The 13,715-nt window shown below is 56.6% G+C and carries 10 protein-coding genes; 7 read left to right on the top strand and 3 right to left on the bottom strand.

Annotated features, from left to right (window positions below):
* Positions 1–162 precede the first annotated feature (162 nt).
* Positions 163–1,968: a translation elongation factor 4 gene (gene lepA, locus K355_RS0113760; protein ID WP_022732731.1), complete on the top strand. Its 1,806-nt coding sequence runs from the start codon at positions 163–165 to the stop codon at positions 1,966–1,968.
* A gap of 137 nt (positions 1,969–2,105) precedes the next feature.
* A complete protein-coding gene (locus tag K355_RS0113755) occupies positions 2,106–2,567 on the top strand; it encodes a heme-degrading domain-containing protein (protein WP_022732730.1) in 462 nt (153 codons plus the stop codon).
* 45 nt (positions 2,568–2,612) lie between these two features.
* On the opposite strand, the gene K355_RS0113750 is transcribed toward K355_RS0113755, so the two are convergent.
* The 3 genes from K355_RS0113750 to K355_RS0113740 form a co-directional block, all read right to left on the bottom strand.
* The gene (locus K355_RS0113750; protein WP_022732729.1) at positions 2,613–2,885 is read right to left on the bottom strand and encodes a hypothetical protein; all 273 of its coding nucleotides are present in this window, start codon (positions 2,883–2,885) and stop codon (positions 2,613–2,615) included.
* Between the two features lie 142 nt (positions 2,886–3,027).
* Positions 3,028–3,435, bottom strand: a complete 408-nt coding sequence (locus K355_RS0113745) for a GFA family protein (protein ID WP_022732728.1) — start codon at positions 3,433–3,435, stop codon at positions 3,028–3,030.
* 27 nt (positions 3,436–3,462) lie between these two features.
* Entirely contained in the window at positions 3,463–4,485 is a 1,023-nt protein-coding gene (locus K355_RS0113740) for an NAD(P)/FAD-dependent oxidoreductase (RefSeq protein WP_022732727.1), read from the bottom strand.
* Between the two features lie 254 nt (positions 4,486–4,739).
* Between K355_RS0113740 and tsaE the strand changes: the two genes are divergently transcribed.
* The 5 genes from tsaE to addA are packed head-to-tail and all read left to right on the top strand — an operon-like array spanning position 4,740 to position 13,714.
* Positions 4,740–5,216 carry a tRNA (adenosine(37)-N6)-threonylcarbamoyltransferase complex ATPase subunit type 1 TsaE gene (gene tsaE, locus K355_RS0113730; protein ID WP_022732725.1) on the top strand — a complete coding sequence of 159 codons (477 nt, stop codon included), beginning with the start codon at positions 4,740–4,742 and terminating at the stop codon, positions 5,214–5,216.
* Complete coding sequence (locus K355_RS0113725; protein WP_022732724.1) at positions 5,213–6,337, top strand: aminoglycoside phosphotransferase family protein; 1,125 nt, start codon at positions 5,213–5,215, stop codon at positions 6,335–6,337. Before tsaE ends, K355_RS0113725 begins: the two co-directional genes overlap by 4 nt.
* Positions 6,334–7,095, top strand: a complete 762-nt coding sequence (locus K355_RS0113720) for a nucleotidyltransferase family protein (protein WP_022732723.1) — start codon at positions 6,334–6,336, stop codon at positions 7,093–7,095. Before K355_RS0113725 ends, K355_RS0113720 begins: the two co-directional genes overlap by 4 nt.
* Positions 7,095–10,250, top strand: coding sequence for a double-strand break repair protein AddB (addB, locus tag K355_RS24020; protein ID WP_022732722.1), 3,156 nt, complete (start codon positions 7,095–7,097; stop codon positions 10,248–10,250). Before K355_RS0113720 ends, addB begins: the two co-directional genes overlap by 1 nt.
* Positions 10,247–13,714, top strand: a complete 3,468-nt coding sequence (gene addA, locus K355_RS0113710; RefSeq protein ID WP_022732721.1) for a double-strand break repair helicase AddA — start codon at positions 10,247–10,249, stop codon at positions 13,712–13,714. The genes addB and addA overlap by 4 nt, the downstream gene beginning before the upstream one ends.
* Position 13,715: the final 1 nt, after the last annotated feature.

Genomic DNA, 13,715 nt, shown 5'->3' with positions numbered 1-13,715 from the left:
GCGTCGCTGCCAGAACATGGTGTGCAGACCGGGATGGATGCTTTCGGCTGAACCTTGCGTGTGACGGGTTTCGCAACAGTCAGACAACGACAATCACAGCGTTTCGATATTGTTTTGCCCCTTGGCCGAATGCGAGCCAACTTTAGTGCCAGAAGCAGCCATATGACCGACCTTAAGCATATTCGTAATTTTTCGATCATCGCACATATCGACCATGGTAAATCGACCCTGGCCGACCGTCTGATCCAGTTGACCGGCGGCCTGACCGACCGTGAAATGGCTGAGCAGGTTCTCGATTCGATGGATATCGAACGTGAACGTGGCATCACCATCAAATCACAGGCCGTGCGTTTGAAATACACCGCCAAGGATGGGGTTGAATATACCCTCAACCTGATGGATACGCCCGGTCACGTCGATTTTGCCTATGAAGTGTCGCGCTCTCTTGCCGCCTGCGAAGGATCACTTCTGGTGGTGGATGCCGCACAGGGTGTCGAAGCCCAGACGCTGGCCAACGTTTATCAGGCAATTGAAAACAATCATGAAATCGTTCCGGTTCTGAACAAGGTTGATCTGCCTGCGGCAGAACCCGACCGTGTCAAAGAACAGATCGAAGAAGTGATTGGCATCGATGCCAGCGATGCAGTGATGATTTCGGCCAAAACCGGCCTTGGTGTGCCAGACGTGCTTGAAGCACTGGTAACCCGTCTTCCATCCCCGACCGGGGACGCGACGGCACCGCTTGAAGTTTTGCTGGTTGATAGCTGGTATGACGCCTATCTCGGTGTGATGATTTTGGTGCGGGTCAAGGAAGGTACGCTTAAGCGCGGCCAGAAGGTCCGTTTCATGAACGCCAAGGTCACCCACACCATTGACCGTGTCGGGGTGTTTACGCCAAAACCGATCGCGCTCGAAGAAATGGGGCCGGGCGAAGTCGGCTTTATCAACTGCGGTATGAAAACTGTTGCCGAATGCGAAGTCGGTGACACCATAACCGAAGACAAACGCCCGTGCGCCAAACCGCTGGCCGGTTTCAAACCGTCCATTCCGGTTGTGTTCTGTGGCATTTTCCCGGTCGATACCAGCGAATATGAAACCCTGCGTGATGCGCTTGAAAAGCTGCATCTCAATGACGCATCGTTCCAGTTCGAGCCGGAAAACTCGACCGCCCTTGGTCTTGGTTTCCGCTGTGGTTTCCTTGGTCTGCTGCATCTTGAGATCATTCAGGAACGTCTTGAACGCGAGTTCGAGCTTGATCTGATCACGACCGCACCGTCGGTGTCCTATAAGATCACCATGAGCAAGGGCGAAGAAATCCTGCTGCACAATCCGGCAGATTTCCCCGATGTCACCAAGATCGCCAAGATCGAAGAACCATGGATCAAGGCATCGATCATGGTGCCAGACGATTATCTTGGCGGGATTTTGACATTGTGTACCGAACGCCGTGGTGTTCAGCTCGACCTGACCTATGTCGGGAACCGCGCAATGGTGGTCTATAAATTGCCGCTCAATGAAGTGGTGTTTGATTTCTATGACCGTCTGAAATCGATTTCGCGTGGCTATGCCAGCTTCGATTACGAAATTGCAGGCTATGACGAAAGCGATCTGGTTAAGGTATCCATCTTGGTCAACGAAGATCCGGTTGATGCGCTGGCATTGATGGTTCACCGTTCGGCGGCTGAATATCGCGGTCGCGAGATTTGCAAACGTCTTAAGGACCTTATTCCGCGCCAGATGTTCAAGGTCGCCATTCAGGCCGCCATTGGCGGGCGGGTGATTGCCCGTGAAACCGTATCGGCAATGCGCAAAGACGTGACGGCAAAATGTTACGGCGGTGACGTGTCGCGTAAACGTAAACTTCTGGAAAAGCAGAAGGCCGGTAAGAAAAAGATGCGTCAGTTCGGCAAGGTGGAAATTCCACAGTCGGCCTTTATCAATGCGCTTAAGATGGGCGACGATAAATAGGCGATTGCCGAAGTTTCGATATCAAAACAAAGGCTGCATCCCATTGGGGTTGGAGCCTTTTTTCTTTGCTGTTTTCAGAAGTACCTTCGCTGCGCTATGGATGATCCAACCGCAACACATATCGCAGGAGCCGACCCATGGAGCTTGACCGTCTGATCAAACAGGAAGAAGCACTGGTGTTTGACCGCTTTGACGAAGACACAGCATGGGCAATCGGTTCCAAACTGGTGGGGGTGGCTCAGGCGCAAAACGCACCGGTTGCCATCAATATCCGCACCCCGGACCGCACCCTGTTTCACGCATCCCTTCCCGGTGCCAAACCGGCAAATGACGGCTGGGCACGGCGTAAAAGCAATGTGACCTTACGCGAACATGAAAGTTCGATGCGGTTTGGCGTGACCTTGCAAACCAAGGGTAAAACGCTTGCCGATCATGGCCTTGATTTCGCTGAGTATGCCGATCACGGCGGCAGCTTCCCGATCCGGGTTTCCGGTGTTGGTGTAATCGGGGCGATTACGGTATCGGGGCTGGCCTCCGCCGAGGATCATGCAATGATTGTTGGTGTGCTTGCCGACTTCTTAAAGGTCGATGTGGTCTGACCCTGATCCATGCACCGGGCTACCGGAGGGGATCAACTGGACAGTTTATTCTTCGAGGATCGCCTGCACTTTGCGTGAGACCCATTTCGAAATGATGGTCGAGCCGGCAACAAGCAGGCCGATGGCGACGGCTGTGCCAATGACAACCACAAAGCTGCCCGCCGAACGGCCATACATCATCATTTCAATTGCGGCCTGAAACGTCACCATCAACAGCAAAGTTCCCAGCAGCAAGGTGCCTGAGCCAAAAAGAATCAGCTTATGCATATTTGTAATGAAGCTCGGGTTCTTTTGGTCTTCCTGACGTTGGTCACTCATAAAGGCCCCCTTGATGGTGGTGTGTGCAGATTTTGACTGTCAGTGGAGTTTAGCAGCCTGACATGAATGCACCTTAAGGGCCAGAGCCAAAAGCCCTTATTTTTGAAGTGTTTCAAGAGGTCAGGTTTAAGCAGGGGATGTTTTAGCTGCCCTGATCGAAATGATCGATGTCGGGATCAAGTCCGGAAAATTCGGGCAGGGCTGTGCTGACCCAAAGATGTTTTTTCGCCTTAAAAGGGGTCGGGTCATCAAAGCTGCCAAGGCGCAGATCTATGGTGTCAGCACTTTCGCGGCTCCACCATGTCAGGCTGGACCCGCATTTGGGGCAAAATCCGCGATATTTACCCGGTGTGCTTTCGTAATCGGTCGGTGTGCCGTCCCATGTGACGGCATCGGTCCGAAAGCTGACAAAGGTGGAAACACCCGATCCACTATCCTTGCGGCACATGCCACAATGGCAGTGGTTGGCACCAACCGGGTCGCCAGATGCAGAAAAGCGCACCGCGCCACAAAGACAGCCACCAACATGGATCGGGGTATTTGTGGTCATGGTGCGCTTTCCTGAAATGCCTTTGGGTTATTCGTTCGGAACACCTGTGGTGGTCGAATATTCGAAGTGGAATTCCTTGTCCGGGAACAGGTAGCTGCGCGCGGCATGGATCGCACTTGCCCCTTCGGCAAAGCCCGACAGGATCAGTTTTAATTTATGCTCGTAATGGGCGATATCGCCAATGGCAAAGATGCCCGGAACCGAGGTTTCCATGGTCGCCTGTGTCACACCGATATGGTTTTTATCGACATTCAGGCCCCAGTCGGCAATCGGGCCAAGTTCCATGGCAAGGCCAAAGAACGGCAAAAGGTGATCGGCTTCAAGTTCGCGTTCTTCGCCCTTAAGCGTTGCGACAACCACGTGCGACAGCACACCGTTTTCACCGCGAAGGCCCTTGAGTTGATAGGGGATGACCATCTCGATCTTCCCGGCTTCGGCCAATGCTTGAAGTTTTGCACTGCTGTCCGGGGCGGCACGGAATTTCGGGCGACGGTGGACCACCATGACCTTTTCGGCAACATCATGCAGCGACAATGCCCAATCAACCGCCGAATCCCCGCCACCGGCAATCACAACCTTTTTGCCCGCAAAATCAGCCCGGCGTTTGACGTAATATTGAACCCCGCCGGAATCCTCGTAATCGTCAAGACCATCCATCGGCGGCTTGTTCGGGCCAAAGGCACCACAGCCTGCCGCAATGACAACCGCACCAGCGTCAATTACCTTGCCGGTGCTGGTGGTCAGCGTAAAGCGGCCATCATCACGTTTTTCAAGTTTGGTGACCTGCTGACCCAAATGGTACGTCGGCTCAAACGGAGCAGCCTGCTTGGCAAGCTGATCAATCAGGTCCTGACCGGCGATCTGCGGGTGGGCCGGAATATCAAAGATCGGTTTTTCAGGATACAGCGCGCTGCACTGGCCGCCGACCATTCCAAGCGCATCAATCACATGGGATTTAAGCCCCAGCATACCGGCTTCGAAAACCGCAAAAAGCCCAACCGGGCCTGCGCCAATAATAGCAATATCTGTGCTGGTTGAGGCGTCTGACATGTTTATTCCATCCAAATAATATCGAATTTGGGGCTCGGTCCAGACCCTGAGCCCGGCGATCAGCGGGAAAACGAATATGGGCGAAATAGCATTTGGGGCAGAATATCGCAATGTAAACCGGCCAAATTTGCCGCCACTGCCCGGTTTTGATGTGACCTTTATCGCCACGTCGTAAAATCATTGCGAACGGGCGGCTTCACCCCCTACAAAAGGGGACCATACAACATCCATTTGCCAATCGATAAACGGACATCATGAGCAAGACAGTCGCTGTCAGTGATCAAAACGGGACCGAAGCCCTTGCCGCGCAGCTTGCATCCATCGCCAAGGCGGGGGATGTGATCCTGATGCATGGCACATTGGGCATGGGAAAAAGCGCGTTTTGCCGGGCCTTTGTGCGCGCAGTGGCCGGGAACCCGGATGAAGAAGTCCCAAGTCCGACCTTTACGCTGGTGCAGGTTTACGAGTTTGATCCCCTGCCGGTTTGGCATTTTGATCTTTATCGTTTGTCTGACGCGGAAGAAGTCCATGAGCTTGATATCGAAGATGCCTTTGCCGATGCGGTCAGCCTGATCGAATGGCCTGACCGGTTGGATTATCTGACCCCGCAAAACCGGCTGGATATTCATATCGAACCCGGACCGAACGAGGATGCGCGCGTGTTTGTGCTTGAACCCCATGGCGCAGATTGGGAATCGCGGATTGCCAATATGACGGGGAAAACCCAATGACGGGCACGACAGTCGAACAGGGGCGGCGCAACGCAGATCGTCAGGATTTTCTGGGCGCTTGTGGTTGGCAGACGGCACAGGTCATGCCCTTGGTCGATGACGCGTCAGCGAGGAAATATTTTCGGCTTGAACGCAAACATGACACCGCCCTTTTGATGGATTTTCCGCCCAGTGCGATCCATGTTGACCCACACGGCATTTACGAAAACCCGGAACGTCCGGCATCGGTTGAGCCGGTGTTACAGACGACGGCCTTGTTTGAACGCGCCGGATGGCGGGTGCCAAAAATCCATGCGTCTGATGTGAAACGCGGGCTTGTCCTGATCGAAGATTTTGGTGATGTCACCTTTACCCGTGCGCTTCAGTCGGGCGGGATGATGGATGGGGTCGGGCAGGACGGGCTTTATCTGCGTGCGGTGGATCAGCTGATTGGGCTGCATCGGTTTTGTGATGCTGGCGCAGTGGCCGATTGCGGATTGGTGACCTATGGGCCCGACAATTTCCGGCGCATGCTGACCAGTTTCAAAACCGATTATCTGCCATTGATCATCCCAGATGCGCAGAAGCGTGATGCTGCGATGGTCGATTTTGATCGGTTGCTTGATGATGTTTTGCCGCTGTGCTGGCGGGTTGGGGATGCGATCATTCACCGCGATTATCATGTCGATAACCTGATGCTGGTCGAGAACGGCGATGGCGGGGATGATTGCGGGATCATTGATTTTCAGGACGCCGCCATTGCCCCACGTCCCTATGATCTGGCGTCGCTGTTGCGCGATGTGCGCCACGACATCAGCCCGGATCTGGAAAGCCGGATGAAGCAGTTCTATCTGGCGGCCTTCCCAAATCTTGATCATTCCGATTTCGAAACGGCCTATGTTGCCAATTCGATGGTGCGCAATTTCCGCATATTGGGCCGGTTTGGCTGGCTTGCGATCAAGGCCGGAAAAACGCGCTATTTCGATTTTATCCCGCGCTGCTGGGATCTTATTCTACGCGGGGCGGTCGATGGGTTGCCTGCCTTGCATCACTGGGTGGAAACCCACATTCCTTATGATGCCCGCAAGGCCCCGAACATTAGCCCGAGCCCAACGCATTCAAACAAAAAGGCGCCTCAATGACCGGCAGCACACAGAAAGCACAGGCGATGGTACTGGCGGCCGGTCTTGGCAAACGCATGCGCCCGATTACCGATACGATGCCAAAGCCACTTGTGCCGGTTGCGGGCAAACCGATGCTTGATCATGTGCTCGACAAATTGGCCGATGCCGGGTTCGATCAGGCGGTGGTCAACAGCCACTACTTGGGACAGATGATTGTTGATCATGTCGGAATGCGCAGCGCGCCCAAGGTTCTGACATCGCCGGAATCCGATTTGTTGGAAACCGGTGGCGGGGTGAAAAAGGCCCTGCCGATGCTTGATCGTGATGTGGTGCTGGTTGCCAATGCCGATGTGTTCTGGACCGAAGGGGCCGAACCGCTTTTTGATCGGTTGATGGCGGCTTTTGATCCCGAACATATGGATGCGTTGCTGGCGCTTTATCCCGTGTCGGGGGCGTTTGGTTATGACGGGGCGGGCGATTTCTTCTGGCAGGTTGACGGACGGTTAAAACGACGTGGGGACGCGCCGTCCGCACCCTATTTCTTTACCGGTGTGCAGGTTTTATCGCCGCGTTTGTTTGAAAATACGCCTGATGGGTCCTTTTCGCTGAATGTGGTTTATGACAAGGCCCTTGCGGCTGGACGATGCTATGGTCTGGTGCATGACGGGCGTCATTTCCATATCGGTACGCCAGACGCACTTGCCGAGGCCGAACCGATCATTGCGGGTGCATTGGAAGATGAACGGGCCAAACAGGCAACAGTCGGGGAGCTATAATGGCCGACCTGTTTGATTATATGGACGCATCTGATGCCTTCGCCCAGGACATGGCGAACCCCGAAAATCTGTTTTTTATCCCGCCGGGCGAGGCCTTTGCCGACCTGATTGCCAAACAGCTGATGGCCGAAACCGCCGATCAGCCCGATGCACTGCCCGATTACGTTTTGATGGTGCCCAATCGCCGGTCGGCCAAGGTGATGCGCGATGCGTTTTTACGCCAGTCGGGCGGGGCGGTGACGTTATTGCCGACCATTCGCCCACTCGGCGAGGCGGACGAGGATGAACTGGCGGTTTATGGTGCGGGCGGGCAACAGGCTGCCCTTGATCTGCCGCCAGCCATCCCGGATTTGCAACGCAAATTGCTGCTGACCCGCCTGATCATGACCCGGTCGGATCATCGCGGTGAAAAACCAACCGCCGATCAGGCCGCCCGTCTGGCCGGGGAACTGGCCCGGTTTCTTGATCAGGTTCAAACGGAAAACTGCCAGTTTGATGATCTCAAAGGTCTAGTCCCCGAGGAATTCGCCGAACATTGGCAACTGACGTTAGAATTCCTGCAAATCCTGACCCTGCATTGGCCGGGTATTCTGGCAACTCAGGACGTCAGCGACCGGGCGATGCGGCGTAATGCGCTGATCAAGGCACAGATTGAACTGTGGCAGGACAATATTCCGCAAACACCGGTTCTGATTGTCGGCTCCACCGGGCCGTTCCCGGCCTTGCGCGATTTGATGGCGGCGGTTCTTGCCATGCCCAAGGGGCGCGTGGTTTTGCCCGGCCTGATGTCGGGGGTTAGCCATGAAGACTGGACCGCCATTCAAGATGACGCGGCCCATCCCCAGCATCTTTTGGACAAGACATTGCGCCATATCGGGCGCAGTGCGGATAGTGTTTTGCCCTGGCCTGCGTTGGGGGGCGACAGTAATGTCACGATTGAACGCCGCCGTTTGGCGCGCGAAGCCCTGCGCCCGGCCAAAACCACCCATCATTGGCGTCACATTACCGGGTTCGCCCCAGACGTTTTGGGCGGCGTACTGCGGGTGGATTGTTCGGGTGCGCGCGAAGAAGCCACCACCATTGCGCTGATGATGCGCGACGCCCTTGAAAATCCCGCCATGACCTGTGCGCTGGTGACCCCGGACCGTGGCCTTGCGCGGCGTGTGGCAACTGAACTTCGCCGCTGGGAAGTTGAAATTGATGACTCGGCGGGGATCCCGCTTCATGACACCGCACCGGCGATTTATCTGCGTCTGGTGGTACGCGCGGTACAGGAAGAATTCGCGCCTGTACCGTTGCTTGAATTGCTGAAACATCCGTTGTCGGCGGCGGGGCTTCCGCCTGAAACCTTTCGTGTGTTGACCCGTTTGCTTGAACAGCATGTCTTGCGCGGGGCGCGCCCGGGGCCGGGGCTGGATGGGTTGCAAACGGCCCTTGATGGCTGGCGCGACGAGTTCATTGAACGGATGAAAAACAGTGGTTCGGAACATGCCCATGCCCGGATTGAACGCACCCGCGATGATCATGCGCGGTTGAGCGATCTGGTGGCACGCTGTGCGGAATGCCTCACCCCGCTTGCCGATTTGAATGCCGATAAAACGCTGTCGCCAGTCGGTGCCTTGCGCAGCCACATCATGGCCGCCGAAGCCCTGGCCGCCAGTGATACCCAACCCGGTGCGGATCGCCTGTGGCGCGGGGAGGCGGGCGAGGCCTTGGCCGATTTCGTCCATGAATTGCTCAATGCCCTTGGCGAGTTCGTGGCCATGCCAGGCAACCGATATGGCGCATTTTTGGATGCGCTGATGGCGGACCGGGCGGTGCGCCCGCGTTATGGCAAACATCCGCGCCTGTTTATCTGGGGCACGGTCGAAGCCCAGATGCAGCAAGCCGATTTGACAATCCTTGGCGGTCTGAACGAAGGCGTCTGGCCCCCCGAAGCCGGGGCCGACCCATGGATGAGTCGCCCGATGCGCCAAAAATTCGGCCTGCCTGCCCCCGAACACCGGGTCGGGCAATCGGCCCATGATTTTCAGCAGCTTTTTTGTTCGCCCAATGTCGTGATGACGCGTGCTTTGCGTGTTGAAGGCACACCAACCGTGCCATCGCGGTGGTTGTTACGCATTGAAAACATTCTGCGGAAATCCGGTGTTTCCATGGAAACCGCCGATGCCGCCGAATGGCGCGCACTGGCCGAAACACTTGATGAACCCGCCGACGAGATGCGCCGTAAAATTGGTCGCCCGGCCCCCAAACCGCCGGTGTCGGCCCGCCCGCAACGTTTGTCCGTCACCCAGATCGAAACATGGATGCGTGATCCCTATGCGATCTATGCGCGGCATATTTTGGGGCTGCGCAAGCTTGACGGTGTGGACGAAGACCCCGGTGCCGCCGATTATGGCAATCTGATCCATGACGCCCTTGATCAATTCATCGCGCGCCATCCCGATCATTTACCGCCCGACGGTGAACAGGAACTGCTGATCATTGGCCGCGACGTATTCAAACCCCTGGCCGCCCGACCGGGGCTTTGGGCGTTCTGGTGGCCGCGGTTCGAACGGATTGCCAAATGGTTCATCCAGACCGAAGCCACCCGGCGCGGCGATGTGCGTAAATCCTATACCGAGCAATCAGGTACCCTTGATACGCCAAGCGGGTTTCAGGTGTATGCCCGTGCCGACCGGATTGACGCGCTTCGCGATGGGGGCATTGCGATCATTGATTATAAAACCGGCGCACCGCCCAGTCAGGGGGATGTGGCAAACGGCTTTGCGCCGCAATTACCCCTTGAAGCCGCGATTGCCGAAAAGGGGGGCTTTGGCGATGTGCCTGCGGGTCCCCCGGCGTCAATGGCGTTTTGGAAGCTTTCCGGCGGTGATCCAGCCGGCGAGATTGTCGAGATCAATACCAATCGCATGAAAACCACGCCCGCCGCACTGGCACATGAGGCGGTCGATGGGGTCAATGATTTGGCCGCGGCCTTTGCCGATCCGGCGACACCGTATCTCAGCGTGCCGCATCCTGACCATGCGCCGAAATATTCCGACTATGTTCATCTTTCACGTCGGCGCGAATGGATGGGCAGCGAAGATGTTGAGAATGTCGAGGATGGCGATGTTAGCGCTAACATCAAGGCTGTGCCTGAGGATAAGTCATGACCGAAATGCGTGGAACTGATCCCAATGTCTTACAACGCAGCGCGTCTGATCCAAGTGCGTCTGTCTGGGTGTCGGCATCGGCCGGGGCGGGCAAGACCAAGGTTCTCTCAGACCGGGTTTTGCGTCAGATGCTCTCTGGCACCGAACCCCATCGGATTTTATGTCTGACCTTTACCAAGGCGTCAGCGGCCGAAATGGCCAACAGGGTTAATGAGCGTTTGGGGCATTGGGCCACGATGGAGGACCGCGCCCTTCATGACGATCTGACCAGTCTTTCGGGTGCAGCCCCCCCCAGCTCAGACGAAACCATGCGCGCGCGGCAATTGTTCGCACGGGTTCTTGATGCGCCGGGTGGTATGAAAATTCAGACCATTCACGCCTTTTGCCAGTCGCTGTTGCGGCGTTTTCCGCTTGAAGCTGGGCTCGCACCGCATTTTGAAATCATGGATGACCGAACAGCCGCCGAAACCATGGCCGCCGTGCAGGAAGAAGTCTTGGCCTTTGCCCGAACCGGGCGCGATGAGGGTTTGGCAGGTGCGCTTTCGGTTGTGACCGGACAGGTTCGTGAAGGTGCCTTTGGCGAGGTCATGAGCGAGCTTGCCCGCGAACGGGGCCGTCTTAAACGCATGCTGGCCAATCTTGGCGGGGCGGATCGCATGCGCGATGCGGTCTATGCGGCCCTTGGTGTGCCGGTCGGGGTCAGCGAAGACGCGATTTTGCGAAAGGCCCTGTCAGACGATGCCTTTGACCGCGATGGTTTGATGCGTGGGTTAGCCGCCCTTGAGGCCGGAACCAAGACCGATCAGGCACGTGTGCCAGCCTTGGCGCAGTTTTTGGAAAAAACCAATGTCGAAGACCGGCTTTCGGTATTTGGTGAGTATCGCAATGTGTTCTTTACCGCTGCGGGGGAACCGCGTGCCAAACTGATCACCAAGGGGGCGGCGGAAAACCACCCGATGGGGGCTGATGCGCTTGAGCACGAAGGCGCGCGGCTGATTGAAATTGATCGCCTGCGTAAGGCTGCGGCGATGGCCGGGGCGACGGCGGCCTTGATCACCATTGGCAATGCGATGCTGGACCGCTATGCGACGAAAAAGGCCCTGCATGCCCGCCTTGATTACGATGATTTGATCCTGACCAGCCTGAGTTTGCTGCAACGTCAGGCCGGCATGGCGGGCTGGGTGTTGTTCAAACTCGACGAAGGCCTTGATCACATCCTGATTGACGAAGCGCAGGATACCAACCCCGAACAATGGGAAGTGGTGCGTATTCTGGCCGAAGAATTCTTTATCGATGCCGGGCGTCATGCCGATAAACCCCGCACCATCTTTGCCGTTGGGGATGCGAAACAATCGATTTACAGCTTCCAGCGGGCCGATCCGGAAAAATTCGCCGAAATGCGACGCTATTTCCGCGAACGGGCCCAGCAAATCGAAGCTGCATGGCGCGAAGTGCCGATGAACATCTCATTCCGGTCCACCGATGCGGTTTTGGGCACGGTGGATCGTGTCTTTGCCGGGCCGGTTGCCAAACAGGGCGTTGGCGATGAAGGCGATGATGTCGCCCACAGCCCGTTTCGCGTCGGGCAGGCCGGCCGGATTGAACTTTGGCCTGCGGTCGAACCCGAAGAACGCACGCCTGAAGACCCATGGACGCCACCCACCCGGATTGTGCGCCTTGAAGACCCGGAAATCAGATTGGCCCGGGTTATTGCCGGGCGCATTCGACATGCGATTGATGAAGGCGAAATCCTGACGTCACGCGGGCGTCCGGTGCGGGCCGGTGACTTCATGATTTTGGTGCGCCGCCGGACCGCCTTTGTCGATGAAGTGGTTAAGGCGCTTAAGGAACGGAACGTGCCGGTGGCCGGTGTTGACCGTATGCAAATCACCGATCAGTTGGCGGTAATGGACTTGGTGGCGTTTGGTCGGTTCCTTCTGATGCCCGAGGACGATCTGACACTGGCCGAAGTTTTGAAAAGTCCGTTGATCGGGCTTGATGATGATCAGTTGTTTGAAATTGCCCACAACCGGCCCAGAACCCTTTGGCATGCGCTGCGTGAAAAGGCCGCCATTGTTGAGGACGACTCACCATTTGCACGCGCTTATGGATTTTTGTTCAAATGGCTGGGGCGGGTCGATTACGAACGCCCGTTTGAACTGTTTGCCGAATTGCTGGGTGGGCGGGGCGAAGATGCCCGTGGGGTGCGTGCGCGCCTGGTCGGGCGGCTGGGGATTGAGGCCAACGACCCGATTGATGAGTTCCTCAACCTTGCCATGGGGTATGAGGCCGATCATGCCCCGACCTTGCAAGGGTTCTTGCATTGGTTGATGGCGGGCGATGCGGAAATCAAGCGTGACCTTGAACAAAGCGGGCGCGATGAAGTCCGCATTATGACCGTGCATGGGGCCAAGGGGCTACAGGCGCCGATTGTGTTCCTGCCCGATACCATGCAGGTACCGACACAGGCCCCGAACCTGTTTTGGCAGGAAGACCGTAATCTGATGTTCTGGTTGCCGCGTGTGGCACTGGAAACCGATGTGGTGTCGCGGCTGCGCGATGCCATCGCGGTGAAACGCGATCAGGAATATAACCGGTTGCTCTATGTCGCCCTGACACGCGCCGAAGACCGGCTTTATATCTGTGGCTGGCAGGGGCGCCGCAAGGCGCCGGATCATTGCTGGTACAATCTGTGTGAGCAGGCGATGGAAGGCTATGCCAAGTCCGAACAGATTGATCTTGGCGCTTATTCCGGGTCGGGCTGGGCCGGTGAAGGCTGGATATGGCAAACCGATCAAAGTCAGGCCCCCAAACCAGACCGTGTGGCGGAAAATGATGCGCAGGAACAGCCCCGTGCACGAACTTTGATCCGTGCGACGGCACCGGTTGAAACCTTCCCGCCCAAGCCGCTGGCACCCAGTAAAATGATCGAAGACGACGAGGTTTTCCAGTCGCCCTTGGGCGGTGATCAGGGCCAAAGCTTTAAACGCGGTCTTTTGATCCACAAGCTTCTGGAATTGTTGCCAGACCTTCCAGTGGACGCCCGCCGTGCAGCCGCCGCACGGTTCCTTGCGCAATCGGTCCATGGTCTTGAGCCCGATCAGCAGGGCGAAATTGCCGATGAAACCCTTCGCATTTTTGAAAATCCCGACTTTGCCCCGGTCTTTGCCATAGGCTCGCGCGCCGAGGTGCCGTTGGTCGGTGTTGTGGGTGGCGATGTTGTTTCCGCCCAGATTGACCGTCTTGTGGTGTGCGACGATGAGGTCATGATTGTCGATTACAAAACCAACCGCCCGCCGCCGCGCGATGTGGAGGGCACGCCCAAGGCATACCGCCGTCAAATGTCGATCTATCGTGCGGCTTTGCGGCAGATGTATCCGGGCAAGAATGTCAGGTGCTTTATCCTCTGGACCAACGGGCCGTGGATGGTTGAGCTTCCCGATCATGTTCTGAATTTTGGCTAAA

Origin of the sequence: Thalassospira lucentensis MCCC 1A00383 = DSM 14000, assembly GCF_000421265.1 — a bacterium.
Classification (GTDB): Bacteria; Pseudomonadota; Alphaproteobacteria; order Rhodospirillales; family Thalassospiraceae; genus Thalassospira; species Thalassospira lucentensis.
The sequence above is the reverse complement of the archived record's forward strand: the minus strand, read 5'-3'. Positions and strand labels throughout refer to the sequence as shown.

What these genes read in the sequence shown, in the direction of transcription:
- K355_RS0113750 (WP_022732729.1), bottom strand. Translation starts at nt 2,885, where the DNA reads ATGAGTGACCAACGTCAGGAAGACCAAAAGAACCCGAGCTTCATTACA.
- K355_RS0113740 (WP_022732727.1), bottom strand. Translation starts at nt 4,485, where the DNA reads ATGTCAGACGCCTCAACCAGCACAGATATTGCTATTATTGGCGCAGGC.
- K355_RS0113725 (WP_022732724.1), top strand. Translation starts at nt 5,213, where the DNA reads ATGACGGGCACGACAGTCGAACAGGGGCGGCGCAACGCAGATCGTCAG.
- addB (WP_022732722.1), top strand. Translation starts at nt 7,095, where the DNA reads ATGGCCGACCTGTTTGATTATATGGACGCATCTGATGCCTTCGCCCAG.
- tsaE (WP_022732725.1), top strand. Translation starts at nt 4,740, where the DNA reads ATGAGCAAGACAGTCGCTGTCAGTGATCAAAACGGGACCGAAGCCCTT.
- K355_RS0113745 (WP_022732728.1), bottom strand. Translation starts at nt 3,435, where the DNA reads ATGACCACAAATACCCCGATCCATGTTGGTGGCTGTCTTTGTGGCGCG.
- K355_RS0113755 (WP_022732730.1), top strand. Translation starts at nt 2,106, where the DNA reads ATGGAGCTTGACCGTCTGATCAAACAGGAAGAAGCACTGGTGTTTGAC.
- K355_RS0113720 (WP_022732723.1), top strand. Translation starts at nt 6,334, where the DNA reads ATGACCGGCAGCACACAGAAAGCACAGGCGATGGTACTGGCGGCCGGT.
- addA (WP_022732721.1), top strand. Translation starts at nt 10,247, where the DNA reads ATGACCGAAATGCGTGGAACTGATCCCAATGTCTTACAACGCAGCGCG.
- lepA (WP_022732731.1), top strand. Translation starts at nt 163, where the DNA reads ATGACCGACCTTAAGCATATTCGTAATTTTTCGATCATCGCACATATC.